At 69.6% G+C, this 25718-nt stretch carries 23 protein-coding genes and 4 pseudogenes; 7 read left to right on the plus strand and 20 right to left on the minus strand.

Features of this window, described 5'->3' with window-relative positions:
• The first annotated feature begins 74 nt into the window (after positions 1 to 74).
• Entirely contained in the window at positions 75 to 1154 is a 1080-nt protein-coding gene (gene disA / locus C6A87_RS25255) for a DNA integrity scanning diadenylate cyclase DisA (RefSeq protein WP_396837121.1), read from the plus strand.
• A 1-nt stretch (position 1155) separates the two neighbouring features.
• On the opposite strand, the gene C6A87_RS25260 is transcribed toward disA, so the two are convergent.
• Positions 1156 to 1926 (minus strand): hypothetical protein, encoded by a 771-nt coding sequence (locus C6A87_RS25260; protein WP_311114754.1) that lies wholly within the window; start codon positions 1924 to 1926, stop codon positions 1156 to 1158.
• A gap of 58 nt (positions 1927 to 1984) precedes the next feature.
• Positions 1985 to 2605, minus strand: a complete 621-nt coding sequence (locus C6A87_RS25265) for a carbonic anhydrase (RefSeq protein ID WP_311114755.1) — start codon at positions 2603 to 2605, stop codon at positions 1985 to 1987.
• On the opposite strand from C6A87_RS25265, the gene C6A87_RS25270 reads away from it, so the two are divergent.
• Complete coding sequence (locus C6A87_RS25270) at positions 2604 to 3515, plus strand: A/G-specific adenine glycosylase (protein ID WP_311114756.1); 912 nt, start codon at positions 2604 to 2606, stop codon at positions 3513 to 3515. The genes C6A87_RS25265 and C6A87_RS25270 overlap by 2 nt on opposite strands.
• Here the strand turns inward: C6A87_RS25270 and C6A87_RS25275 are convergent.
• Positions 3512 to 4492 (minus strand): helix-turn-helix domain-containing protein, encoded by a 981-nt coding sequence (locus C6A87_RS25275; RefSeq protein WP_311114757.1) that lies wholly within the window; start codon positions 4490 to 4492, stop codon positions 3512 to 3514. The two genes, C6A87_RS25270 and C6A87_RS25275, sit on opposite strands and share 4 nt — an antisense overlap.
• Before the next feature lie 72 nt (positions 4493 to 4564).
• On the opposite strand from C6A87_RS25275, the gene C6A87_RS25280 reads away from it, so the two are divergent.
• Entirely contained in the window at positions 4565 to 4816 is a 252-nt protein-coding gene (locus C6A87_RS25280; protein WP_311114758.1) for a hypothetical protein, read from the plus strand.
• Between the two features lie 46 nt (positions 4817 to 4862).
• Here the strand turns inward: C6A87_RS25280 and C6A87_RS25285 are convergent, their stop codons facing one another.
• Positions 4863 to 5645 carry an alpha/beta hydrolase gene (locus C6A87_RS25285; RefSeq protein WP_311114759.1) on the minus strand — a complete coding sequence of 261 codons (783 nt, stop codon included), beginning with the start codon at positions 5643 to 5645 and terminating at the stop codon, positions 4863 to 4865.
• 39 nt (positions 5646 to 5684) lie between these two features.
• Here C6A87_RS25285 and mhuD point away from each other — a divergent pair, with 39 nt between their 5' ends.
• Together mhuD and C6A87_RS25295 are read left to right on the plus strand one after the other, a co-directional pair.
• Positions 5685 to 6002, plus strand: coding sequence for a mycobilin-forming heme oxygenase MhuD (gene mhuD, locus C6A87_RS25290; protein ID WP_311114760.1), 318 nt, complete (start codon positions 5685 to 5687; stop codon positions 6000 to 6002).
• A complete protein-coding gene (locus C6A87_RS25295) occupies positions 5977 to 7338 on the plus strand; it encodes a serine hydrolase (protein WP_396837122.1) in 1362 nt (453 codons plus the stop codon). The genes mhuD and C6A87_RS25295 overlap by 26 nt, the downstream gene beginning before the upstream one ends.
• On the opposite strand, the gene C6A87_RS25300 is transcribed toward C6A87_RS25295, so the two are convergent.
• From C6A87_RS25300 to lysS, 6 genes and pseudogenes are all read right to left on the minus strand, one after another.
• A complete protein-coding gene (locus C6A87_RS25300) occupies positions 7325 to 7855 on the minus strand; it encodes a histidine phosphatase family protein (RefSeq protein WP_396837123.1) in 531 nt (176 codons plus the stop codon). The two genes, C6A87_RS25295 and C6A87_RS25300, sit on opposite strands and share 14 nt — an antisense overlap.
• 44 nt (positions 7856 to 7899) lie before the next feature.
• Positions 7900 to 8697 (minus strand): CbtA family protein, encoded by a 798-nt coding sequence (locus C6A87_RS25305; protein WP_311114762.1) that lies wholly within the window; start codon positions 8695 to 8697, stop codon positions 7900 to 7902.
• 28 nt (positions 8698 to 8725) lie between these two features.
• The gene (locus tag C6A87_RS25310; protein WP_003930677.1) at positions 8726 to 8941 is read right to left on the minus strand and encodes a CbtB-domain containing protein; all 216 of its coding nucleotides are present in this window, start codon (positions 8939 to 8941) and stop codon (positions 8726 to 8728) included.
• A gap of 215 nt (positions 8942 to 9156) precedes the next feature.
• Positions 9157 to 11695 (minus strand): annotated as a pseudogene (gene clpC1, locus C6A87_RS25315) (ATP-dependent protease ATP-binding subunit ClpC).
• 291 nt (positions 11696 to 11986) lie between these two features.
• Entirely contained in the window at positions 11987 to 12328 is a 342-nt protein-coding gene (lsr2, locus tag C6A87_RS25320; protein ID WP_311114763.1) for a histone-like nucleoid-structuring protein Lsr2, read from the minus strand.
• 107 nt (positions 12329 to 12435) lie between these two features.
• Complete coding sequence (gene lysS, locus C6A87_RS25325) at positions 12436 to 13941, minus strand: lysine--tRNA ligase (RefSeq protein WP_311114764.1); 1506 nt, start codon at positions 13939 to 13941, stop codon at positions 12436 to 12438.
• Positions 13942 to 13964: 23 nt separating this feature from the next.
• Here lysS and C6A87_RS25330 point away from each other — a divergent pair, with 23 nt between their 5' ends.
• Complete coding sequence (locus C6A87_RS25330) at positions 13965 to 15221, plus strand: alanine racemase (RefSeq protein WP_311114765.1); 1257 nt, start codon at positions 13965 to 13967, stop codon at positions 15219 to 15221.
• On the opposite strand, the gene C6A87_RS25335 is transcribed toward C6A87_RS25330, so the two are convergent.
• The 10 genes and pseudogenes from C6A87_RS25335 to ftsH form a co-directional block, all read right to left on the minus strand.
• Entirely contained in the window at positions 15218 to 16027 is an 810-nt protein-coding gene (locus C6A87_RS25335; protein ID WP_311114766.1) for a type III pantothenate kinase, read from the minus strand. The two genes, C6A87_RS25330 and C6A87_RS25335, sit on opposite strands and share 4 nt — an antisense overlap.
• 39 nt (positions 16028 to 16066) lie before the next feature.
• Entirely contained in the window at positions 16067 to 17011 is a 945-nt protein-coding gene (gene panC / locus C6A87_RS25340) for a pantoate--beta-alanine ligase (RefSeq protein ID WP_311114767.1), read from the minus strand.
• Positions 17008 to 17955, minus strand: coding sequence for a DUF2520 domain-containing protein (locus C6A87_RS25345; protein WP_311114768.1), 948 nt, complete (start codon positions 17953 to 17955; stop codon positions 17008 to 17010). The genes panC and C6A87_RS25345 overlap by 4 nt, the downstream gene beginning before the upstream one ends.
• A gap of 78 nt (positions 17956 to 18033) precedes the next feature.
• A pseudogene (locus C6A87_RS25350) lies at positions 18034 to 19217 on the minus strand (DUF6779 domain-containing protein).
• Positions 19218 to 19292: 75 nt separating this feature from the next.
• Complete coding sequence (locus C6A87_RS25355) at positions 19293 to 19769, minus strand: DUF3180 domain-containing protein (RefSeq protein ID WP_311114769.1); 477 nt, start codon at positions 19767 to 19769, stop codon at positions 19293 to 19295.
• Complete coding sequence (gene folK / locus C6A87_RS25360) at positions 19769 to 20299, minus strand: 2-amino-4-hydroxy-6-hydroxymethyldihydropteridine diphosphokinase (protein WP_311114770.1); 531 nt, start codon at positions 20297 to 20299, stop codon at positions 19769 to 19771. The genes C6A87_RS25355 and folK overlap by 1 nt, the downstream gene beginning before the upstream one ends.
• On the minus strand, positions 20296 to 20679 hold the full coding sequence (gene folB / locus C6A87_RS25365) for a dihydroneopterin aldolase (RefSeq protein WP_311114771.1): 384 nt from the start codon (positions 20677 to 20679) through the stop codon (positions 20296 to 20298). Before folB ends, folK begins: the two co-directional genes overlap by 4 nt.
• Positions 20672 to 21503, minus strand: a pseudogene (folP, locus tag C6A87_RS25370) (dihydropteroate synthase). The gene folB and the pseudogene folP overlap by 8 nt, the downstream one beginning before the upstream one ends.
• 44 nt (positions 21504 to 21547) lie before the next feature.
• Entirely contained in the window at positions 21548 to 22156 is a 609-nt protein-coding gene (gene folE, locus C6A87_RS25375) for a GTP cyclohydrolase I FolE (RefSeq protein ID WP_311114772.1), read from the minus strand.
• A gap of 18 nt (positions 22157 to 22174) precedes the next feature.
• Positions 22175 to 24522, minus strand: a pseudogene (gene ftsH / locus C6A87_RS25380) (ATP-dependent zinc metalloprotease FtsH).
• A gap of 241 nt (positions 24523 to 24763) precedes the next feature.
• Between ftsH and C6A87_RS25385 the strand changes: the two are divergent.
• Positions 24764 to 25705: an alpha/beta hydrolase gene (locus C6A87_RS25385; protein WP_311114773.1), complete on the plus strand. Its 942-nt coding sequence runs from the start codon at positions 24764 to 24766 to the stop codon at positions 25703 to 25705.
• Positions 25706 to 25718 lie beyond the last annotated feature (13 nt).

The following is a 25718-nucleotide window of genomic DNA, read 5'->3' on the forward strand; positions in this document are numbered from 1 at the left end:
GCGGACGTGGAGACCGCAGACGTGGAGAAGGTGTGGCCGTGAAGTCGACGACAGCCAGGGCTGCGCGCACGGTCGTGCCGCTGGCGCGCCCGACGCTGCGCGAGACGCTCGCCCGGCTGGCTCCCGGGACGCCGCTGCGCGACGGCCTTGAGCGCATCCTGCGCGGCCGCACCGGCGCACTGATCGTCATCGGCTACGACGACAGCGTCGAGGCGATCTGCGACGGCGGGTTCTCGCTGGACGTCCGCTACGCGCCGACGCGGCTGCGCGAGCTGTCGAAGATGGACGGCGCAGTGGTGCTGTCCAGCGACGGCAGCCGCATCCTGCGGGCGAACGTGCAGCTGGTGCCTGACCCGTCGATCCCCACCGAGGAGTCCGGCACCAGGCACCGGTCGGCCGAGCGGACCGCGATCCAGACCGGCTACCCGGTGATCTCGGTGAGCCACTCGATGAGCATCGTGACCGTGTATGTCGCCGGCGAGCGCCACGTGGTGCCCGAGTCGGCGACGATCCTGTCCCGGGCCAACCAGACCATCGACACCCTGGAGCGCTACAAGACCAGGCTCGACGAGGTCAGCAGGCAGCTGTCGACGGCCGAGATCGAGGACTTCGTGACGCTGCGCGACGTGATGACCGTGGTGCAGCGGCTGGAGATGGTCCGCCGCATCAGCCTGGAGATCGACTCCGACGTCGTCGAGCTCGGCACCGACGGACGCCAACTCAAGCTGCAGCTCGACGAACTCGTCGGCGACAACGACACCGACCGCGAGCTGATCGTGCGCGACTACCACGCCAACCCCGACCCGCCCACCGCCGCACAGGTGACCGCGACGCTGGAAGAGCTCGACGGGCTGTCGGACGGCGAGCTGCTGGACTTCACCACGCTGGCCCGGGTGTTCGGCTATCCGTCGACCGCCGAAGCGCAGGACTCGGCGATGAGCTCACGCGGCTACCGGGCGATGGCCGGTATCCCCCGGCTGCAGTTCGCCCACGTCGACCTGCTGGTGCGCAACTTCGGGTCCCTGCAGGGCCTGCTGGCCGCGAGCGCCAGCGACCTGCAGTCGGTCGACGGCATCGGCTCGATGTGGGCGCGCCACATCAGGGAGGGCTTGTCCCAGCTGGCCGAGTCGACGATCGCCGACCGGCTGGCCTGACTCAGCCGATGGGTCCGGGCGGCTGCCCGGGTCCCTGCGGCGGAAGGCCGCCTGGGTTGGCCGCGGGCTGGGCAAGGATGAACGGCACCGTCGCCGATCTCAGATTCCCCAGCTGTACCACCAGGTTGTAGGTTCCCGGCCCGATCGGCTGGCGCGGCAGCGGGCAGTTCGGTGCCGATCCCATGCCGGTCCAGGTCACCTCGGTGGTCACCTGCTCGCCCGGCTGGAAGGTCTTGATCAGCGTCTCGTTGGAGGGCGCGCAGTCCAGGTTCGACCACAGTCGCTGGTTGTCCAGGGAGTACACGTAGGCCGCGAGCACCGCGGCGCCCACGTCGCGCTGGCACGCGACCAGGCCGATGTTGGTGACCACCATGGTGAACTTCGGCTGATCGCCGACCACGTACTGGGGCTGGTTGGTGATGCCCTTGACTGCGAGCGTGGAATCCGGGCAGTCGTCGCCCTCTTTGAGGATCGGCGGCGGCACCACCGCGGCCGTCGGCGTGGGAGTCGGAGGCGGCGCATCCTGCGCAGGCGGCTGGATCGGCGACTTGACGGCGGGATCCTCGCCGGGCAGCGGCTGCGGGGCGGCATCGGCCGACTCCGATGTCGACTCGTTGGCGGTCGGCTGTTCGGTGCTCGTGCTGTTCAACACGACGACGGAGACCACGGCCGCGACAATGCCGATGACCAGCGCGGCAATGCCGAGCGCGAGCGCCCTGCGACGCCAGTAAATCTGCCTGGGCAGCGGCCCATGTGGTTCTAGATCCAGCACGAGATCACGGTAAGGCCAGGTCACGCCGCGTTGTCCGACGCTGCCCGGCGTGTCGCCCTCAGGCTTCGCCGATGTCACCGATATGGTCGCGCAATACCACCTGGCCGTCGGCCAGGTGGTAGGTCACGCCGGCAATCGCCAGCGCCCCGCTGTCCACCGCGTCGTGGATCGCCTTCGACCGGCTCAGCAACTGCTTACCGGTCTCGGTCACGTGCCGTGCCTCGAACTCGTCGATCCGGTGCAGACCGTCGCGGCGGGCCGCCAGGATCGACGGCATGACCCGCTCGACCACGTCCCGCACATAGCCGCCCGGGACGTCGCCGTCGTCGAGCGCTCCCAGCGCCGCCTTGACCGCCCCGCAGCTGTCGTGCCCGAGCACCACGATCAGCGGCACATTCAGTACCGTGACGGCGTACTCGATCGAGCCCAGTACCGCCGAGTCGATCACGTGGCCGGCGGTGCGCACCACGAACATGTCGCCCAGGCCCTGATCGAACAGGATCTCGGCGGCGACCCGGCTGTCACCGCAACCGAAGACCACCGCGGTCGGTTTCTGCGCCGACGTGAGGCTGGCACGGTGTTCGATGCTCTGGCTGGGATGTTGCGCCTTCCCGGCCACGAAGCGCTCGTTACCCTCTTTGAGTGCTTTCCATGCGGTCAATGGGCTCGAGTTAGGCATGGCTGCCATTCTGCCCGAGGTGGGCCCGACGATCGATCCCGAGGCGCTTGTCCGGTGGTATGAGCATGCGCAGCGGGACCTGCCGTGGCGTCGGCCCGGGGTGTCCGCGTGGCAGATTCTGGTCAGCGAGTTCATGCTGCAGCAGACCCCGGTGGCCCGCGTCGAGCCGATCTGGCTGGCCTGGATCGAACGCTGGCCGACACCCTCGGCGACCGCGGCGGCCGGCGCCGCCGAGGTGCTGAGAGCATGGGGCAAGCTGGGCTACCCGCGGCGGGCCAAGCGGCTGCACGAGTGCGCCACCGTGATCGCGGCCGAACACGGCGACGTCGTGCCCGACGACGTCGAGACGCTGCTGTCGCTGCCGGGCATCGGCGCCTACACCGCCCGTGCGGTGGCGTGTTTCGCCTACGGCCAGCGGGTTCCGGTGGTGGACACCAACGTTCGCCGGGTGGTGGCCCGCGCCGTGCACGGACTGGCCGACGCCGGATCCCCGTCGTCGCGCGACCTCGCCGAGGTCGAGGCGCTGCTGCCCGAGGACCCCGGTGCGCCGCGATTCTCGGTGGCGCTCATGGAGTTCGGCGCCACCGTGTGCACCGCACGCGCCCCGCGGTGCGGCATCTGCCCACTGCCGCGGTGCGCGTGGCGGGCACGGGGGTTCCCGGCCGGCACCGGCCCGGCCAAACGGGTGCAGAAGTACGCAGGCACCGACCGGCAGGTGCGAGGAAGGTTGCTCGATGTGTTGCGCGCCAGCACTTCCCCGGTCGCCCGCACCGAACTCGACGTCGCCTGGACCACCGACACCGCCCAACGCGACCGCGCGCTGGACTCGCTTCTGGTCGACGGCCTGGTGGAGCAGACCGCCGACGGCCGGTTCGCCCTGTGCGGTGAGGGCGGCGGCGAAGGCGACTAGGCCAGAGCGGCGATGGGCGTGACCGATTCCGAGGAGTTGAACCGCCTGCGGTAGTCCGACGGGGTGACGCCGATGATGCGCCGGAAGTGGTGGCGCAGCAGGGTGGCGGTGCCGAATCCGGATCGTTCGGCGATGTCGTCGATGTCCAGCGTCGACTCCTCCAGCAGCCGCCGGGCGTAGAGCACCCGCTGATCGGTCACCCACTGCATCGGCGTACGGCCGGTCTCCTCGACGAAGCGGCGGGCGAAGGTGCGGCCCGACATGTGAGCCCGGCGCGCCAGCGTGGTGACGGTGTGCGGTTTGTCCAGATTGGCCAGGATCCAGTCCAGGTGCGGCGCGAACCGCTCCGAACACTTCACCGGGATCGGCTGCTCGATGTACTGGCGCTGCCCGCCGTCGCGCTGCGGCGGCACCACCATCCGGCGGGCGATCGTGTTGGTCACCTCGCTGCCGAGCTCGCGGCGCACCAGGTGCAGGCACGCGTCGATGCCCGCCGCGGTGCCCGCACTGGTGATCAGGTTGCCGTCGTCGACGAAGAGCACGTTGCGGTCGACCTTCGCGGTCGGGTACATCCGCGCCAGCTCGTCGGCGTGCATCCAGTGCGTGGTGCACGGACGCCCGTCGAGTAGACCTGCGGCGCCGGCGACGAACGCCCCCGAGCACACCGTCAGGATGATCGAGCCCGATTCGGCTGCCCGGCGCACCGCCTCGAGCGCCTCCGGCAGGTAGTCGCCGCCGCCGATCGCCGGGATCGCCACCAGATCGGCGCCGACGAGGTCGTCGAGACCGTGGTCCGGGGTGATGGTGGCGCCGACCGAGGTCCGCAGCGGCTTACCCGCCTCGGGGCCGCACACCTTGAAGTCGAAGTTGGGCACGCCGTCGCCGGAGCGGTCGATGCCGAACACCTCGCAGATGACGCCGAACTCGAACACCGCGAGTTTGTCGAGCACCAGCGCCGAGACACTTTTCAACGTCATGGCAGCATCTTATCGAGACCTGTCGCTCCTGCCACTGTTGGCCGGATGTTATCTGGGCGGACGATTACTGCCATGAGTACCGCACTGGCATATCTGATCCTTCTCTCTCCGTTCGCGCTGGCCGTCGCGGTGAGCCGGGCGGCCCACCGGTCCGGCCACCTCCGCCTGCACCTCGGTCAATTCCGTTGGGCGGCACCGATGTCCGGCCGGCTGTTCGACGACCCCGACTGGAATCGGGTGCAGCACGACCTCGACGCGGTGCGCACCCGGTTCGAGCAGAACCCGAGCTGGCCGTCCTCAAGCGCGTCCGGCGAACGTCGTTGACAACGGCCGGACTAGGAACGCGCAGTCCGAAACTTGTGGTCAAGCATTAGGCACACAGTGTTAAGAACTCCGTGACCGCCCGTTCATATTTCCCGGCGGCGTCGTCGTGGATGAGGTGTCCGGCGTTGGGCACGTGCACATACCTCGCGCCGCGCACCATCTCGGCCATCTCGCGCATCTGCCCCGGCGGGGCCACCGAGGCCCCCGCCTCCAGCAGCAGCGCCGGCGCCGAGACCGCCCGCCACTGCTCCCAGTAGTCCCGCCTGCCCCATTCCGCGGCGATCTCGATCCACTTGTCCGGGTGTCCGTGCAGCCGCCAGCCCGACGCCGTGCGATCGAACGCCTCCAGGAAGTACCTGCCCGCCACCGGCCCGAACTCGGCGTACACCTGCTCGGCGGTGCCGAACTCGACCGGCAGCGCATGCACCCACGGTTCCCACGGACCCGTCGTGCGGCCCCGGAAGTCCGGCGCCATGTCCTCGACCACCACCGCGGCCACCAGATCGGGCCGCTCGGCCGCCAGGCACCAGGAGTGCAGCGCCCCCATCGAATGACCGATCATCACCGCGGGCTCACCGAGCCCGGCGACGGCGGCACCCAGGTCGGCGACGAACCGCTCGGTGCAGATCGGATGCGCATCGGCGACCTCGCGGCCCCGGTGCCACGGCGCGTCGTAGGTGTACACCCGCCCGAACCGGGCCAGCCACGGCACCTGCCGGGGCCACGTGGTGCCCCGCCCCATCAGTCCGTGCACCAGCACCAGCGGCAGGCCCGTGCCGCCCTGGAAGGTGAGCAGATCGCCGCCGGTCACGCCGTGCCCCGAGTCCATGCAGACATCATGCCGAGACCGCGCGGTAACCTGAACGGCATGGCTGTGGTGAAGATCAACGCAATCGAGGTACCCCCGGACGCCGGGCCGGAACTGGAGAAGCGGTTCGCCCACCGCGCCCACGCCGTCGACAACCAACCCGGCTTCTTGGGATTCCAGTTGCTGCGCCCGGTCAAAGGTGAGACCCGCTACTTCGTGGTCACGCAGTGGGAGTCCGAGGACGCGTTCCAGGCCTGGGCGAACGGGCCCGCGATCGAGGCACATGCAGGTGAGCGCGCCAACCCGGTGGCCACGGGTGCGTCCCTGCTCGAGTTCGAGGTTGTACTCGACGTTGCAAGGACCGACACCACGTCATAGGGCAGGCCGGATCAGGCGCAGAGCGACCGCGCTGGCGGTCAGCCTTGTCTGCGTCGCGTCCGTGGCCTGCGGATGTGCCGCCACGCGTCCGGCTCCGGCCGACGCCGCGTACGGCGTGCCCATCCAGATCAACACGCCCCAGGGTCTGCGCGCCAAGCAGACCATGGACATGCTCAACAGCGACTGGCCGATCGGCGAGGTCGGCATTCGCACGCTGGCCGCTCCCGAGGCTGTCGAGCACGTCGGGGTGACACTCGACCGGATGTGGTGGGACAGGCCCTTCACGGTCACCGACATCGACGTCGGCGCCGGGCACGCGAAACTGAACGTGCTGACGTCCTACGGGGTGGCCCAGACCATCGAGCTGCGCACCGACGACGCGGGCATGGTGGACCGGTTCCAGGTCGACCTGGTGCCGCCGGCGGTACGGGAGTGGTCGGACATCGACGAGCTGCTGACCGGGGCCGGGGCGCGCTACTCGTACCAGGTCGCCAAGGTGGACGACGGCCGGTGCGTCAAGGTGGCCGGCTCCAACACCGACCTGTCGCTGCCGCTGGCGTCGATCTTCAAGCTGTACGTGTTGTTCGCGGTCGCCGAGGCGGTCAAGGCGGACACCCTGGAGTGGACCGACACGCTGACCATCACCGAGGGCGCCAAAGCCGTCGGCTCGTCGGCGTTCGACGGACTGGACCCGGGCTCCACGGTGTCGGTGCGCGATGCCGCGCAGCAGATGATCTCGGCCAGCGACAACATGGCCACCGACCTGCTCATCGAGCGGTTGGGGCCGGGCGCCATCGAGCGGGCCCTGGTGGCCGCCGGCCATCACGATCCGGCCAGCATGACCCCGTTCCCGACCATGCACGAGTTGTTCTCGGTCGGCTGGGGCACGCCGGATCTGCGCGAGGAGTGGAAGCAGGCCTCGCGCGAGGGCCGCGCCCAGTTGCTACAGCAGACCAACAGCCGTCCCTACGAGCCGGATCCGAAGCGCACGCACATGCCGGCCTCCGACATCGGCGCCGAGTGGTACGGCAGCGCCGCCGACATCTGCCGGCTGCACGCCGCCCTGCAGAAAGGCGCGGTCGGCGAGGCCGCGCCGGTCAAGGACATCTTGTCCGCGGTTCCCGGCATCGACCTCGACCGCGACGAGTGGCCCTACATCGGTGCCAAGGCAGGCAACCTGCCCGGCGACCTGACGTTCAGCTGGTACGCCGTCGACCGCTCCGGGCAGCCGTGGGTGGTCAGCCTGCAGTCGAACTGGCCGGAGTTCCGCAGCCAGACAGCCGCCGCGTGGCTGATGTCGATCGCCCGGCAGACCTTCGACCTCATCCCGAACTGATCGGGGCCCCCCGCAGGGTCCACGCGTGCCCGCGGAAATGCATGGTCGTGCGACTGACCGGTGCGATGTCGATGCGCCAGAACGACTTCGGCGGGGCCTCAAGCGCCACCAGGATCGCCGCCCGGATCACCGCCGGATGGGTGACGGCGACGACGCGGCTGCGCTCGGCGGTCACCGAATCCAGCCACCGGCCCACCCGGGCGACCAGTTCGACCACCGATTCGCCGCCGTGCGGCACCCGCGCGGGATCCGTCAACCAGACGGCCATCTCGGCCGGTGGCACGCCGCCGAGTTCGCTGCCCCGCCACCGGCCGCAATCGAGATCCGCGAGCCCGGGCTCGACGGCCGCGTGCAGACCCAGCAGCTCGGCGGTCTGCCGGGCACGCAACTCCGGCCCGCAGAAGACCCGCTCGGCCTGACCGAGGTCGGCTCGGCCGACCTTGGCGATCTGGTCTCGGCCGAGCGGGTTCACGGGCTCGTCGACGGGGAACCGTCCGGCCGCCATCCCATCGGTCATCGCATGCGACACCAGGGTCAGCCGGACGACCTCGCTGACCGGACTCACCTGCTGACGGGTTGCTTACGTTCCCCGAACAGCCGCGACACCAAAGCCGCGAACACCAGCCCGATCGTGGCGTAGATGACGACCTGGGTACCGAGCGAGTACAGCCGGAACTCATAGAGCAGATCGGCCGGGAAGCCCTCATAGACGATGACGCCCGCGTCGTCGACCAGCGGACCGGGGGTCTCGTTGATCGACGGCAGGATCAGCATCGCGACCGCGACCGCGACCACGTACGCGCCACCGGCCGCCAGCGTGGCGTTCCAGGCGCCCAGCTTGGTCGTCCACCGCCTGCCCAGATACACCGCGCCGACCAGCAGCACGGCCGACAGCACCACGACGGCGACGTAGAGCAGCGTGCGCTGCCGGATCGTCTCGTCCAGGCTCAGCGCAGGCGGACTCGCGGGGTACTTCAGCGACGGCACGACGTACAGGCTCAACAGCATGCCGCCGGCGATGTAGACCGACAGCAGCCGGGCCGACACGTCACCGACCCGCCCGTAGGCGACCGCGAACACGACGGCGAACAACGCGCCGATCGCGAGGCTGAACAGCAGCACGCCCAGACCCATGCCGACGTTCATCTGCACGGCCCGGGTGAAGCCTCCCCCGTCGCCGTGGCTGTGGCCCGCGGCCCCCGCGGCGTGCTCGATCGCCTCGTGCGCGGCGCCGACGCCGTCCTCGTAGCCGATCGCCAACTCGATCTGCGGCTCGACGAAGATCCGGGCGAACAAGAACCCCAGCACGCCGGCCGCGGCGCCGGCCAACAGGCCGCGCCAGATGATCTGCTTCTCCATTTTCGGTTGTCCCTGCCTGCCGCTGAAATCAGTGGCAGGGGAAACCGAGGAGGTGCCGTGCGTCGTGCACGAACTCGTGGATGTAGGTGTTGCTGCCGAAGACCGACGTCGCACCCTGGTCCATGCCGATGAAATACAGCACCACCAGCGCGAAGAATGCGGTGAGAGACAACCAGACCGCGGCTTTGGTGCCGGAGAGGTCGATCGCGCCCGCCCGTGTCCTGCTCGCGTGAGGAGAAGTCATGCCCAGTTCCTTTCAGGGATACCGCGTCCCAGTGATGAGGGCGACGGGTCCGGGTCTGACTTTCACAGTGGCGCGACCGTTCTGGAATTTCACCAGGTTCCGGGGCCCGTCGATTACTCCTGCATCGTAAGCCCAATCACACCGCCGACGTAAGCCACCCGGGAAGCCCGACGGGCGGCCACCCGAGGGTGACCGCCCGCCTGAGGTTGATCGCGTTATTCGGCTGCGGACGCAGCGCCGCCGGCACCGGCCTGTGCCAGGTCCGGCTCGACAGCCGCAACCGGCTTGCGGGCACCGGAGAACGTGAACACCGCGTCCTCGCCTTGGCCCTCGCCGTCCCAGTTCTCGACGTCGACGGTGACGAGCTGACCGGGGCCGACCTCCTCGAAGAGGATCTTCTCCGACAACGCGTCCTCGATCTCGCGCTGGATGGTCCGGCGCAGCGGGCGCGCGCCCAGCACCGGGTCGAACCCGCGCTTGGCCAGCAGCGACTTGGCCTTGTCGGTCAGCTCCATCGTCATGTCCTTGGCAGCGAGCTGCTTGGAGACCCGGCCGATCATCAGGTCGACCATCTTGATGATCTCGTCCTGCGTCAGCTGGTGGAACACGATGATGTCGTCGATGCGGTTGAGGAACTCCGGACGGAAGTGCTTCTTCAGTTCGTCGTGAACCTTCTGCTTCATCCGCTCGTAGTTGTTCTCTCCGCCACCCTGGGTGAAGCCCAGACCGACCGCCTTGCTGATGTCGCTCGTACCGAGGTTCGAGGTGAAGATCAGCACGGTGTTCTTGAAGTCGACCGTGCGGCCCTGGCCGTCGGTCAGGCGACCGTCCTCGAGGACCTGCAGGAGGCTGTTGTAGATCTCCTGGTGGGCCTTCTCGATCTCGTCGAACAGCACCACGGAGAACGGCTTGCGGCGCACCTTCTCGGTGAGCTGACCGCCCTCTTCGTAGCCGACGTACCCGGGAGGGGCGCCGAACAGCCGCGACGCGGTGAACCGGTCGTGGAACTCGCCCATGTCGATCTGGATGAGCGCGTCGTCGTCGCCGAACAGGAAGTTCGCCAGCGCCTTGGACAGCTCGGTCTTACCGACACCGGACGGCGAAGATGAACGAACCGGACGGACGCTTGGGATCCTTCAGGCCGGCACGGGTGCGGCGGATCGCCTTGGAGACGGCCTTGACGGCATCCTCCTGGCCGATGATCCGCTTGTGCAGCTCGTCCTCCATGCGGAGCAGACGCGTGGTCTCCTCCTCGGTCAGCTTGAACACCGGGATGCCGGTCCAGTTGCCCAGCACCTCGGCGATCTGCTCGTCGTCGACCTCGGCGACCACGTCGAGATCACCGGAGCGCCACTGCTTCTCACGCTCGGCACGCTGCGCGACGAGGGTTTTCTCCTTGTCGCGCAGGCTGGCGGCCTTCTCGAAGTCCTGCGCGTCGATCGCGGACTCCTTCTCCCGGCGCGCGTCGGCGATCTTCTCGTCGAACTCGCGCAGGTCCGGCGGCGCGGTCATCCGGCGGATGCGCATCCGGGCACCGGCCTCGTCGATCAGGTCGATCGCCTTGTCCGGCAGGAACCGGTCGTTGATGTAGCGGTCGGCCAGCGTCGCCGCGGCTGCGATGGCACCGTCGGTGATGGACACCCGGTGGTGCGCCTCGTACCGGTCGCGCAGACCCTTGAGGATCTCGATGGTGTGCTCGACCGTCGGCTCGCCGACCTGGACGGGCTGGAAGCGGCGCTCCAGCGCGGCATCCTTCTCGATGTACTTGCGGTACTCGTCGAGGGTGGTCGCGCCGATGGTCTGCAGCTCGCCGCGGGCCAGCTTCGGCTTCAGGATGGACGCCGCGTCGATGGCGCCCTCGGCCGCACCCGCACCGACGAGCGTGTGCAGCTCGTCGATGAACAGGATGATGTCGCCGCGGGTGTTGATCTCCTTGAGCACCTTCTTCAGGCGTTCCTCGAAGTCACCGCGGTAGCGGCTGCCGGCCACCAGAGAACCCAGGTCCAGCGTGTAGAGCTGCTTGTCCTTCAGCGTCTCGGGCACGTCGCCGTGCACGATCGCCTGGGCCAGGCCCTCGACGACGGCGGTCTTGCCGACGCCGGGCTCGCCGATCAGCACCGGGTTGTTCTTGGTGCGGCGGCTCAGCACCTGCATGACCCGCTCGATTTCCTTCTCGCGGCCGATGACGGGGTCGAGCTTGCCCTCCATCGCGGCGGCGGTCAGGTTGCGGCCGAACTGGTCGAGGACCAGCGAGGTGGACGGGTTGCCCGCCTCGCCACCGCGGCCTCCGGTACCGGCCTCGGCCGTCTCCTTGCCCTGGTAGCCGCTCAGCAACTGGATGACCTGCTGGCGCACCCGGGTCAGCTCGGCGCCGAGCTTGACGAGAACCTGAGCGGCCACGCCTTCACCCTCACGGATGAGGCCGAGCAGGATGTGCTCGGTGCCGATGTAGTTGTGGCCGAGCTGCAGCGCCTCGCGCAGGCTCAGCTCCAGCACCTTCTTGGCTCGGGGGGTGAAGGGGATGTGCCCGGACGGCGCCTGCTGTCCCTGGCCGATGATCTCCTCGACCTGGCTGCGCACGCCTTCCAGCGAGATGCCCAGCGATTCGAGGGACTTGGCGGCCACGCCCTCACCCTCGTGGATCAAGCCCAGCAGGATGTGCTCGGTGCCGATGTAGTTGTGGTTGAGCATCCGGGCCTCTTCTTGAGCCAGGACGACAACCCGACGCGCACGGTCGGTGAATCTTTCGAACATCCGTGGTTACCTGCTCTCCATTGCATATATGGAGGTGCTCGCACTGCGCCGTCTCGCGGGCGGTCTCATCCAGCGCTTCGCACCTACGCCGTCCACTCTAATGGTCGGCGGCTCCGAGTGCCCCGCCCGCCGGTAACTGATGGAATGACGACAGAACTGGCAGAGGGCGGGAAAACCCGACGCTGATACAAGCAACGCGGGGTAACGGCATTTCGTTTCCGAATCCGCGTCATCGTGGGTTCGCCCGCAGCGAACGAAAAACCCGGTGTGCGACGCACCGGCAGCCGGTGGCTACGTTGCCGCGTGGAAGGCGTCGATGACGTCGGCCGGAATCCGCCCGCGGGTGGAGACGTTGTGGCCGTTGCGCCGGGCCCATTCGCGGATGGCAGCGCTCTGTTCCCGATCGATCGCGGCGCGGCCCCGGCCGGTGCCCACCGCGCGACCGCGGCGCCGACCGCCGACCCGACGCCCGGCGTCCACCCATTGCTTCAAATCATTTCGAAGCTTTGCGGCGTTCTTGGCAGAGAGATCGATCTCATAGGCGACACCATCGAGACCGAATTCGACGGTCTCGTCGGCGGCACCTTCACCGTCAAAATCGTCGACCAACGTGACGGTGACTTTCTTCGCCATTACCGTACTGCCCTTCTCACGTCTCAGATGGGCGGATATGGCCCCATCGCTGGCACCAATGTGCCATAAATATGCGGGCCATTCAACAACGTGCGATTCGAAGCAGTTCAGTTACCGTGTCGGCGAACAATCGGGAACAAAACCGTCTCCCTAATCGACAGTCCGGTCAACGCCATCAGCAGTCTGTCGATACCCATTCCGGTCCCGGTAGTAGGCGGCATGCCGTACTCAAGTGCGGCCAGAAAATCCTCGTCCAGCGCCATTGCCTCGTCGTCTCCCGCCGCGGCGGCACGCGCCTGGGCTTCAAAACGTTCACGCTGAACGACGGGATCGATCAACTCCGAGTATCCGGTCGCCAACTCGAAGTTGCGCACGTAAAGATCCCATTTTTCGGTGACGCCCTCGATGCTGCGGTGCGGCCGCGTCAGCGGCGTGGTCTCCACCGGGAAGTCACGCACGAACGTCGGCGCCCACAGCTTGTCACCTACGGTGAATTCCCACAGTTCTTCCACCAATTTCCCGTGTCCATAACCGCGGTCGCGGGCAATCTCGACGCCTAAACGGTCGGCGATCTGCCAAAGACGCTGTGCAGGGGTCTGCGGGGTGATCTCTTCACCCAGCGCCTCGGACAATGACGGATACATTTCCAGCGTCGCCCATTCACCGTCGAGGTCGTAGACGGAGCCGTCTGCCAATGGGACCTGCCGGGTGCCGATCGCTTCGTCGGCGACCTCCTGAATAAGTTCCCGGGTGACGACCGCGGAATCGTCATACGTTCCGTACGCCTGATATGTCTCCAACATCGCGAATTCGGGCGAATGTGTGGAATCCGCTCCTTCGTTTCTGAAGTTTCGATTCAACTCGAAGACCCGGTCGAATCCACCCACCACACAGCGCTTCAGAAAAAGTTCCGGCGCGATGCGCAGGTAAAGATCGGCATCCAGCGCATTGGAGTGCGTCACAAAAGGCCGGGCCGCGGCGCCGCCGGCCAGCGTCTGCAGCATCGGGGTCTCGACTTCGAGGAAACCGCGCCGCTCCAGCGCCGAGCGCACCGCGCGCACCACCGCCACCCGCTGCCTGGCGATCGCGCGCGCCTCGGGACGCACGATCAGATCGACATAGCGCTGCCGCACCCGGGATTCCTCGCTCAGTTCCTTGTGCGCGACCGGCAGCGGCCTCAGCGCCTTCGCAGCGATCTGCCAGGAATCGGCGAGCACCGAGAGTTCACCGCGGCGGGAGCTGATCACCTCTCCGTGCACGAACACGATGTCGCCGAGATCGACGTCGGCTTTCCACGCGTCCAGGGATTCCCGCCCGACCTGGTCCAGGCTGATCATCGCCTGCAGCTGCGTACCGTCGCCCTCCTGCAGCGTCGCGAAGCAGAGCTTGCCGGAGTTGCGCGCGAAGATCACCCGGCCCGAGACGCCGACCTGCTCACCGGTCTTGGTGTCCGCGGTCAGGTCCGGGAACGCCGCGCGCAGCTCCGCGAGGGTGTGGGTGCGGTCGACCTTCACCGGGTACGGGTCGCGCCCCTCGGCCAGCAGCCGCTCACGCTTGGCCTGCCGGATGCGGAACTGCTCGGGGATGTCGTCAACAGAATCGGGGGACGTCACGACGTGCCAGCTTAAATGAACGAATGAGCCCGTCCGCCCACGCTCTAATCGACGCCGCCGCGGTGCGTGCCCTGGGTCACCGCACCCTGGACTGCAGCTACAAAGGCGTCCCGGCGCCGTGGTGGGGACACACCCCGGCGCAGATCGTCGCGCAGCGCCCGGACCTGCCCATGCGGGGCGCAGGCGGCCCGGTCTGCGTGCTGCGCGGCGACGCCGTGGCACACAACATCGAGACGATGGCCGCCTGGTGCCGCGGCCGGGGCGTGCAGCTGGCCCCGCACGGCAAGACGCACATGTCTCCGCAGCTGGCGGCCCGCCAGCTCGCCGCGGGCGCCGTCGCGGTCACCGTCGCGACCGTCGGGCAGGCCGCGGTGTACCGCGCGTTCGGGGTCCGCGATCTGGTGCTGGCCAACGAGCTGGTCGACGACGCCGGACTGCGCTGGGTGGCCGCCGAACTGGACCGTGACCCCGCCCTCGGGTTCGTGTGCTGGGTGGATTCGGTGCGCGGCGTGGAGCTGATGACCCGGGCGCTGGCCGGCGCGGCGCGGCCGGTCGACGTGTGCGTCGAGATCGGCATGCCGGGCGGACGCACCGGGTGCCGGTCACCGGAGGCCGCAGACGAGGTGGCCCGCGCCGCGGCCGCCTCCCCGCGGCTGCGGCTGGTGGGTGTGGCCGGGTACGAGGCGGCGGTGGCGCAGGCGCTGACCGGCGACGCGGTCGCCGGTGTCGCGACCCACCTGGCGGACCTGCGTGCGGCCGTCATCCGGCTGGCCCCGCTGTTCGAGACCGACGACATCGTGGTCACCGCGGGCGGCAGCACGTACTTCGACGCGGTCGCCGACGCGCTGACCGGCTGGCCGCAGGGTCTGTCGGTGCGCCCCGTGCTGCGCAGCGGCTGCTACGTGACCCACGACCACGGCCTCTACGCGCAGACCTCGCCGCTGACCCGGGACGGCGGCGCCGGGCTGCGGCCCGCGCTGGAGGTGCACGCCCAGGTGGTGTCGCGCCCTGAACCCGACCTGGCGATCCTGGCCATGGGCCGGCGCGACGTGTCGTTCGACCAGGGCATGCCGATCCCGCTGGACCTCGCCGGTGCCACGGTCGAACGACTCCACGACCAGCACGCCAACCTGCGGCTGGGCCGCGGCGCCGACGCCGAGGTCGGCCAGTGGCTGCGGTTCGGGATCTCGCACCCGTGCACGACTTTCGACAAGTGGCGGCTGATCCCAGAGGTCGCCCCCGACGGCCGGGTGGCCGACCTGATCCACACGTTCTTCTAGCGCTTGGCCTTGCTGCGCTGGTTGTCGCGGTTGCGTTCGAACACCATCCGCAGCCCGTCGAGCGTCAGGTGCCGGTCGTAGTGCTGCACGGTGTGCAGATCGGCCAGCATCAGCGGCGCGCTGTGGCCGGTGGCGATCACGTTGACGTCGTCCCCGGCGAAGCCGTCGACGTCTTCGCGCACCCGGTTCACCAGCCCGTCCACCAGGCCGGCGAAGCCGAAAACCGCTCCGGCCTGCATGCATTCGACGGTGTTCTTGCCCACCACCGACCGCGGCCTGGTCAACTCCACGCGCCGCAGTCCCGCCGAGCGGGCCGCCGCCGCGTCGGACGACACCTGCACGCCGGGGGCGATCGCGCCGCCGAGGAATTCACCGCGCGCCGAGACCACGTCGACGCAGATCGAGGAACCGAAGTCGACCACGATCGCTGCCGTGCCGAATTTCTGGTACGCGGCAAGGCAATTCACGATCCGGTCGGCGCCGACCTCTTTCGGGTTGTCGACCAGCAGCGGGATCCCGGTGCGCACCCCAGGCTCGATCAGCACATGCGGCACCGACGGCCAGTACTGCTCGAGCATCACCCGCACCTCGTGCAGCACCGAGGGCACCGTGGACAGCCCGGCCGCGCCGGTCAGCAGTTCGGCGTCGTCACCGATGAGTCCGTCGATGGTCAACGCGAGTTCGTCCGCGGTCACCTCCGGCTCGGTCCGGATGCGCCAGTGGTGGGCGACCTTCGCGTGGTCGCCGGAACCCGAGATCAGCCCGACCACGGTGTGGGTGTTGCGCACGTCGATGGCTAACAGCACGACGTCACCTCGGAGACAGCGGCGCGGTGGCGTCGGACATCAGTTCCTCCAAGGCAATTCGTGGCTGTCCCCGGACGGGCTGCGCGGATGGCCGTCGATGCCCGCACTCGCCCCGATGTCCACGGCGATGTTGTCGAGCAGGCGGGTGTGACCCAACCGAGCGGCGATCAGCATGCGGCCTGCGCCCTCGGCCGGCGCGGGCCCCAGCAGCGGGTCCCGGACCTCCAGGTAGTCCACCTCCAGCGCGGGCACCTCGTCGAGCACCGCGCGCGCGGCGTCCAGGGCGGCGTTCACCCCGGCCGACGCGCCGTACATGCCGGCCAGCAGCGCCGCCGACAACGCGCCGGCCTGCTCACGCTGCACGGGGTCCAGGTAGCGGTTGCGCGACGACATCGCCAGGCCGTCGGCCTCGCGCACGATCGGCACGCCCTGGATCTCGATGTCGAGGTCGAGGTCGGTCACCATCTGGCGGATCAGCGCGAGCTGCTGGTAGTCCTTCTCGCCGAAGTACGCGCGGTCCGGGCGCACCATGTTGAACAGCTTCAGCACGACCGTCAGCACGCCAGCGAAATGCGTTGGCCGCGAAGCTCCTTCGAGTTCACCGGCGAGCGGTCCGGGATGCACGGTGGTGCGCATACCGTGGGGGTACATGTCGTCGGCGGTCGGGGTGAACGCGATGTCGACACCCTCGTCGCGCAGCGCCTCTAGGTCGTCGTCGAGAGTGCGCGGGTAGGCGCTCAGATCCTCATTCGCGCCGAACTGCAGCGGATTGACGAAGATCGACACCACGACCGCCGCGCCCGGCACCCGCCGGGCGGCGCGGATCAGCGCCAGGTGACCGTCGTGCAACGCCCCCATCGTCGGAACCAGCACGATCCGTCGCCCGGTGGTGCGCAGCGCCCGTGTCACCCCGGAGACGTCCCGCGGCCGGTGGTACACGTTCAACTGGCCCGGGGTGAACTTCGGGACGTTGCGCCTGGTCATGACTGTCCTGCTTCTGCCAGCACCTCGAAGACCCCTTCCGGAGCGTGCGCACGTTGGGCCGTGCGCCATGAGTTCGTCCTATACGCCTGCGCCAGATCGGTGTTCACCTCGGCGAGCGCCTGCAGATGACCGGCGACGGCGGCCGCGTCACCGCGGGCCACCGGACCCGTCAGCGCGGACTGCCCGCGCGCCAGCGCGTTGTCGAGTGCCGCACGGGCCAGCGGGCCGACGATCCGCTCCGGCAGCCCGCCGGGCGCGTCGCCGACGGTCTCCTGGCCGAGAAGCTCCTGGCCTCGCAATGCGGCGCGCAACGCGTCCACCGCGTCGAGCACGACCGTCACCACATGGTTGCCTGCGTGGGCGAGCGCCGCGTGGTAGAGCGCCCTGGCATCCTCGCGCACCCGGAACGGTTCGCCGCCGACCTCCAGCACCAGCGATGCGGCGATCGCGTACCCGATCTCATCGCCGGCGGTCACCCCGAAGCAGGTGTCCCGGAGCCGGTCGACGTCCTCGTCGGTACCCGCGAACGTCATCGCCGGGTGGATCGCCAGCGTGATGCAGCCCTGCTCGGCCAGCGGGGCGAGAATGCCGATGCCGTTGGCTCCCGAGGTGTGCGCCACGATCGTGTTCGCGCGCACCGCCCCGGTGGCGGCCAGGCCGCTCACCAGTGCGGCCAGCTCGGCGTCGGGCACGGCGAGCAGCAGCAGCTCGGCACGCCGGGCGACCTCGTCGACCGGCAGGATCGGGGTGTCGGGCAGCCAACGCTGTGCGCGGGTGCGGGAGGCGGCGGACACCGCGCTGCACCCTACGACGACGTGTTCGGCGCGCTCGAGCGCCGCGCCCATCGCGGCGCCGACCCGGCCGGCGGAGATGATCCCGACGGTCAGGCGGGCCGGGCGGAGTCCGTCGGGCGGGCTGTCACCGCCGGCGGGGGGCTGCACCATCGCAGTCGACCTCGCTGATCCTCATGGCTTCGTTCCGGTCCCGCGGTGCGGGTACCGGACGGTCGCCACGAAGCCTACTCAATCCTCGCGGCGCCTCCGGCGCCCACCACCGGAGGGTGACGCCGCCTGCAGACGGGCCAGCAGCTCGGCGACCGACTGGCCGCCGGTGTGGGCGCCGCCGTCGGCGTCCTCCTCGACCGGCTCCTCTTCCGGGGCGGGGGGCGCCTCCTCGCCGGGGGCGTAGTGCTTACCGCGGGGCGGTTCGGAATCCGGTGCCCGGCGCCTGCCGACGTACTCGTCGTCCGGCGCGCCGTCGACAGGCGGGGCGTCGGCGGGCGGGGCGGCCTCCCAGTTGCTGCCCGGCGCACCGGCCGGAATGAACTGCCCCTGCGCGGGCGCCGGCTGCCAGTGCGTGCCCGCCGGAGCGGTCTGCGGGCGGGGCTGCGGGGGCAACCACGGAAAGTGCGGCTGCTGCTGCGGCGGGGGCGGCTGGGGCGGGGCCTGCGGGGGTGGTGGCGGGGCGGCTCGGGAGCCGGGCCCGGCGGTGGTGGCGGGGGCGCCCACTGCGGGTGCGGGGCGGGGGCATCGTCGGCGCGGTGCCGTCGACCGGCAGCCTGTTCGGCCGAGCGCCGATGTGCGCCACCGGGTTCACCGGCGGGCACCCATTCGTGCTCGGGCAGATGCGGCTCGACCGGCACGTCGATGATCGGGCTCTCGTCGGTCTCCGGCGCATCCGGCTCCGGGGTGACGACGAAGTCGTCCTCGGTGTCGATGCGGCTGCTGCTGACCCGGCCGGCCGTGCGTTCGGTCTCCAGCGCCGGGCGATCCGAGAGGTCGGCGTCGAACAGGTACTCCAGGTTGGCCCGCAGCGCGGCCAGCTCGGCGCGCAGGGCCGCCACCTCGTCGGCCGACTGCGCCCGCAGCTCCGAGGCCAGCTCGCGGCGCAGCTGGGATTCCACCGCGAGCTCGTACTCCCGGCGCGCGGAGATCTCGCGGTCCAATTGCAGGTCGTACACCAGCTTCAGGTCACGCACCTTGGCCTGGTCGGCGTCGCTCTGCCTGCGATAGATGACCGAGACGAACGCGGCGACCACCGCCGCCCACAGCGCGAGAATGACCGCCAGCTTGAGCAATTCGACACGGTTGGTGAAAACCAGCGCTGAGCTGGCGCCGATCGCGAGTACCAGCAACACCGTCATCAGGAACCAACCCGGCCTGCGGCCGCTGCGCCGGAGGCGGGTGCCTCGGGTCGGATCGGTCATGGGCCGACTGTACCTGTCACTGGTCGTGTCGCGTGTCGACCCGGGCGGCGATTCGGCCTGTCGCCGGGGATCACGTCAGCTCGGCGCCGCGTCGGCGTTCTGCGACTGATCCTCCGGTGACTTGCAGCAATGCTGCAGCCACATCGCCGCGACCACCAGTGCGAGCGCACACAACCCGGCCACCACCGCACCGGGGGTGTCCTCGGCGGCCACCCGCAGCGTGCTGCGCCGCGGCAGCAGAAAGACCACCACGGCCACCCACCAGCCGAACACGACGCTGCCCATCCACGCCGAGGCCTTCGCGATCACGACCGACCGGGCCACCGCCAGCGGGTGCAGCCGGCCGTGCCCGAGCCCGATCTCGCCGTCGCGGATCCGGGCCCGCACGTAGAACGCCCAGCCCGCCAACGCCACCGCGACTCCGAGCAGGGACACCCCCGTCCACACGTCGACCGGCGGGAACCACCGGTAGATGAGGTGCACGAGTACATAACTGACGACCGCGGTCACCGCGGCCGCGGCGGCCAGGTCCCGCTTGCGCGTCGGGCCCATCAGTTGCGGTCCCCGACCCGCAGGGCGAACCCGGTTCTGCGTACGCCGGTGCGTTCGGCGGCGTCGACGGCCGCCAGGTGCACCGCGATCGGGTCGGTCCGGCCCGCCACGGTGAGGGTCGCGTCGGGCTGCACCTCCAGCCACGGCACCAACACGAACGCGCGGACGTGCGCGTACGGGTGGGGCAGGGTCAGATCGGCGTCGCCGAGCACCACCTCGCCATCGGGGCCGACGCACTGCACCAGGTCGACGTCGAGCGTCCTGGGTCCCCAGTGCTGCTCGCGGACCCGCCCGGACGCGTCCTCCAGCTGCTGGGCGCGGCGCAGCCACCCGTGCGCGTCGAGATCCGGATCTTCGGCCACCACAACGGCATTGAGGAACGGCCCCTGCTCGACCCCGCCCCACGCCGGCGTCTCGTAGACCGGGGACACCGCGACGACGGCGTCGCCGAGGCCGTCGAGCACCGACTGCAGATGCGCCAGCCGGTCGCCGAGGTTGGACCCGATGGACAGCACGACGCGGCTGCTCACGGCGCGGTACCCCGTCCACCGCGGCGCGAGCGGCGCGCGATCACCGCGACATCGTCGAACTGCAACGGGATCGGGGCCGAGGGCTTGTGCACCACGACCTCCACCGCGTGCACGCGCTCGTCACGCATCACGTCCTCGGCGATCTCCGCCGCCACCGTCTCGATCAGCTGCCGCGCCGGCCCGGCCACGACGTCGGCGGCCCGCTGGGCCAGCACGCCGTAGTCGAGGGTGTCGGCGAGGTCGTCGCTGGCGGCCGCGGCGGCCAGGTCGATCCACACCGTGATGTCCACGACGAAGTCCTGACCGTCGCGGCGCTCGTGGTCGAACACGCCGTGGTTGCCGCGAACCTTCAACCCGCGCAGCTCGATCCGGTCAGTCATCGGAGTCCGCCCCGAGATCAGCCATGCCACCTGTCCGCCATGCCTCCACCACCGCCAGTGCGTCGACCGACGCACGCACATCGTGCACCCGCACCCCCCAGACGTGGTGCCAGCCGGCCAGCGCGGACACCACCGCGGTGGCCGTCTCTCGGCCAGGCCGGGGCGCGCAGTTCCCCGTCCGGGGCGGCCAGCAGACTGCCCAGGAAACGCTTGCGCGACGCGCCCACCAGCACCGGGATCCCGGTGCCGACGAACTGCGGAAGCGCCTGCAGCAGAGCCCAATTGTGCGCGGCGGTCTTGGCGAAGCCGAGCCCGGGATCGATGATCAGATTCGCCGGGTCCACACCCGCCCGCACCGCGGCGTCCACCCCGGCCAGCAGTTCGTCCCTGACCTCGGTGACCACGTCGCGGTAGGAGGGCACGTCGTGCGGGCGGTCGGCGCCGACGTTGCGCCAGTGCATGAGGATCCACGGCACACCGGCGTCGGCGACCACCCTGACCATGTCGGGATCGGCGTTGCCGCCCGACACGTCGTTGACGATCCGCGCGCCGTGTTCGAGCGCGGCCCGCGCCACCTCGGCGTGCATCGTGTCGATGCTGACCGTGATGCCTTGTTGCGCAAGTTCTTTGACAACGGGCAGCACGCGGGCCGATTCCACCTCGGCACGCACCCGGGTGGCGCCCGGCCGGGTCGACTCACCGCCGACGTCGACGATCGCCGCGCCCTGGCGTACCAGCTCGACACCGTGTGCCACCGCGCGCTCCCGGTCCAGGAACCGGCCGCCGTCGGAGAACGAGTCGTCGGTGACGTTGACGACTCCCATCACCTGCACGGTCGCCGGTGCCGCAGGTGGAACGCTGGCGGAGCTCACTTGCGCAAGATCAGTTCCAGGGCTTCGGCGCGAGAGGCCTTGTCGGTCTTGAACTGTCCGCGCACCGCCGAGGTGGTGGTCACCGCGCCGGGCTTGCGGATCCCGCGCATGGCCATGCACAGGTGTTCGGCCTCGATCACCACGATCGCCCCGCGCGGCTTCAGCCGGCGCATCAGCGCGTCGGCGATCTGGGCGGTCAGCCGCTCCTGCACCTGCGGGCGCTTGGCGTACAGGTCCACCACGCGGGCCAGCTTCGAGAGCCCGGTGACGCGCCCGTCCTCGCCCGGGATGTAGCCGACGTGGGCCACCCCGTGGAACGACACCAGGTGGTGTTCGCACGTCGAGTACATCGGGATGTCCTTGACCAGGACGAGTTCGTCGTGCTGCTCGTCGAACATGGTCTTGAGGACCTCGTCCGGGTCGACGTACAACCCGGCGAAGATCTCCTGATAGGCCCGTGCCACCCGGGCCGGCGTGTCCCGCAGGCCCTCCCGGTCCGGGTCCTCACCGACTGCGATGAGCAGTTCCCGCACGGCAGCTTCCGCACGCGCCTGATCGAAGGCAGGGGGGGTGATCGTCGCCGTGTGGTTGGGCGACCGCGTCATCGAGATCTCCGTTCAGTATCAGCCGTTGGAGGGCGGAGCGCCCTGCCCGTTCTCCCCGCCGCCGTCGTGGCCGGGATCCTCCTTCGGTTCCGGTGCGGGCGCACCGCTGTGAGGAGCACGTTGTCCGGGCTGCGGGTAGGGCTGATACGGGGGGTACCCCGGATACGTCGGAGTGGGCGGCGGTGTCCCGCCCTGCCAGCCCGGCTGCGCCGGCGGCGGATACCAGTAGCCCTGCGGCGGCTGCTGCTGCGGTGAGCCCGGCCGGGGCGGCCACCCCGGGGCATGCCAGCCTGCGGGGGCGCCGTAGTCGGGCTGGGTCGGGCCGTTCGGCGCACCGTTGGGTCCGTGGGAACCGTTGCCGCCGTTCTTGTGCGCGCGCTCGGCGGCAGCCTTGGACGCCTGGGCGATCGCGGTCTTGAAGGCCGGCTCGGGCATCGGCTTGGGCCACGGCTCGCCGCGCTCCATCGCCAGCTCCCCCGGCGTCTTGATCGGCGGCTTGTCCGACGGCACCCGGCCGCCGAAGTCGTCGAACATGGTCAGGCGAGGGCGCTTCTTCACGTCGCCGAAGAGGGCTTCGAGCTCGACGCGGTGCAGGGTCTCCTTCTCCAGGAGCTCGCCTGCCAGCGTGTCGAGGACGTCGCGGTACTCGGTGAGGATCTCCCACGCTTCGGTGTGCGCGGCCTCGATGAGCTTGCGCACCTCGTCGTCGATGATCTGGGCGACCTCGTGGCTGTAGTCGGCCTGGTTGCCCATCGAGCGGCCCAGGAACGGGTCACCGTGCTCGGTGCCGTAACGCACGGCGCCGAGCTTGGAACTCATGCCGTACTCGGTCACCATCGCCCGCGCGATCTTGGTGGCTTGGTCGATGTCGGACGACGCGCCGGTGGTCGGCTCGCGGAACACCAGTTCCTCGGCGGCACGGCCGCCCATCGCGAAGACCAGCCGCGCGATCATCTCGGAGCGGGTCATCAGACCCTTGTCGTCCTCGGGCACGGACATCGCGTGACCGCCGGTGCGGCCGCGGGCCAGGATCGTCACCTTGTAGATCGGCTCGATGTCGGGCATCGCCCACGCCGCGAGGGTGTGTCCACCCTCGTGGTAGGCGGTGATCTTCTTCTCGTGCTCACTGATCAGGCGGCTCTTGCGGCGCGGGCCGCCCACCACGCGGTCGACGGCTTCCTCCAGCGCCGCGCCGGTGATGATGGTGCCGTTCTCACGCGCGGTCAGCAGCGCGGCCTCGTTGATGACGTTGGCCAGGTCGGCGCCGGACATGCCGACGGTGCGCTTGGCCAGGCCGTCGAGGTCGGCGTCGTCGGCGATCGGCTTGCCCTGCGAGTGCACCTTGAGCACCGCGCGCAGGCGAGGTCGGGGCTGGACACCGGGATCTGCCGGTCGAAGCGGCCGGGCCGCAGCAGCGCCGGGTCGAGGATGTCGGGCCGGTTGGTGGCCGCGATCAGGATGACGCCCTGGCGGTCACCGAAGCCGTCCATCTCGACCAGCAGCTGGTTCAGCGTCTGCTCGCGTTCGTCGTGGCCGCCGCCCAGGCCGGCGCCGCGCTGGCGGCCGACGGCGTCGATCTCGTCGACGAAGATGATGCAGGGGCTGTTCTGCTTGGCCTGCTCGAACAGGTCACGCACGCGGGAGGCGCCGACGCCGACGAACATCTCGACGAAGTCCGAGCCGGAGATCGTGAAGAACGGCACGCCGGCCTCGCCGGCCACCGCGCGGGCGAGCAGCGTCTTGCCGGTGCCGGGCGGGCCGTAGAGCAGCACGCCGCGCGGGATCTTCGCGCCGAGCGCCTGGTAACGGCTCGGGTTCTGCAGGAAGTCCTTGATCTCGTAGAGCTCCTCGACCGCCTCGTCGACGCCGGCGACGTCGGCGAACGTGGTCTTGGGCATGTCCTTGGACAGCATCTTGGCTTTGGACTTGCCGAAGCCGAAGCCCATCCGGCCGCCCGCCTGCATACGGGAGAACATCACGAACAGGCCGACCAGCAGCAGCAGCGGAAGCATGTAGATCAGCAATGTGCCCAGCACGCTGCTCTGGTTGACCACGGTGTTGGTCTTGACGTTCTTATCCTGCAGCGTCTCGAACAGCGTCACCCCGTACCCGGTCGGGTACTTGGTGATGATCTGGTTGCTGTCCTCGGTGTCGCCGTTGCCGTTCTTGAGCTCCAGCCGCAACTGCTGCTCACGGTCGTCGAGCTGCGCGCTGTTGACGTTGTCACCGTTGATCTGCGCTACCGCGACGGACGTGTCGACGGGTTTGTACCCGCGGGTGTCGTCGCTGAAGTAGAAGAAAGACCAACCCAGCAGCAGCACCACGGCGATCACCGTGAGCGTGCGGATGACATTCTTGCGGTTCATGAGTCAGTCCGGTTCATCAACGTGTACGGCCGGCGATCGGTTTCGCCGGCCAAATCCTTCCAATACATGCAGCTGGAATAGTCAAGGCTACCGCTAGACCAACGTTCGGCAGTTCCCGGAGTTCACGGAGGGAACAATCAGGCCGGAGCCCGGAGTTCACGGAGGCCCGCGAACGTGAACTCTCGGTAGTCAGTCTGCGCTGCCCACGACCGTGGGTGCACGCTCGGGGAAGGGGCACCTGATGCGGACGCGGAGGGTACGGACCAACGGGGTCACGTTGCGGGTGTTCGAGGCCGGCGAGCCCGGCGCGCCCGTCGTGGTGCTGTGCCACGGCTTCCCCGAACTGGCCTTCAGCTGGCGTCACCAGGTGCGGGCGCTGGCCGACGCCGGCTACCACGTGCTGGCCCCCGACCAGCGCGGCTACGGCGGTTCGGACCGGCCCACGGCCGTCGGGGCTTACACCGTCGCCGAGCTCGCCGCCGACGTCGTCGGGTTGCTCGACTCCGACGTCGGCGGAGGCGCCGAGCAGGCGGTGCTCGTCGGCCACGACTTCGGCGCCGTCGTCGCCTGGGCCGCCCCGCTGCTGCATCCGGACCGCTTCTCGGCGGTCGCGGGGCTGAGCCTGCCCCCGGTGCCCAGACCGAAGGTGCCGACCACCCAGGCGTTCCGCCGGATCTTCGGTGACCGCTTCTTCTACATCCTGTACTTCCAGGAGCGGGGCCCGGCCGACGCCGAACTGGATCGCGACCCGGCCACCACCTTCCGGCGGCTGTTCACGATGGCGGCAGGCACCGCGTCGGCCGAACCGGGTGCGGCCGGGTTCCTCGACCGCATCCCGGACCCGGGCGGCCTCCCCGACTGGATCAGTCAGGCGGATTTCGACGTCTACGTCGACGAGTTCACCCGCGGCGGATTCACCGCACCGCTGAACTGGTACCGCTGCTTCGACCGGAACTGGGAGCTGACGGCCGATCCGCCCGCCGCGACCATCGCGGTCCCGGCGCTGTTCGTCGGCGGCTCCGAGGACCCGACGCTGGCCTACACCCCCCGACACCGGGTGCGCGAGGTCGTCTCCGGCGACTACCGCGAGGTGATGATCGACGGCGCGGGCCACTGGCTCACCGAGGAGCGGCCCGACGACGTGTCGCGCGTCCTGCTGGAGTTCCTCACGTCGCTGCGCTGACGCTCTAGGGTGC

The sequence above is a fragment of the Mycobacterium sp. ITM-2016-00317 genome (assembly GCF_002968295.1).
GTDB lineage: Bacteria > Actinomycetota > Actinomycetes > Mycobacteriales > Mycobacteriaceae > Mycobacterium.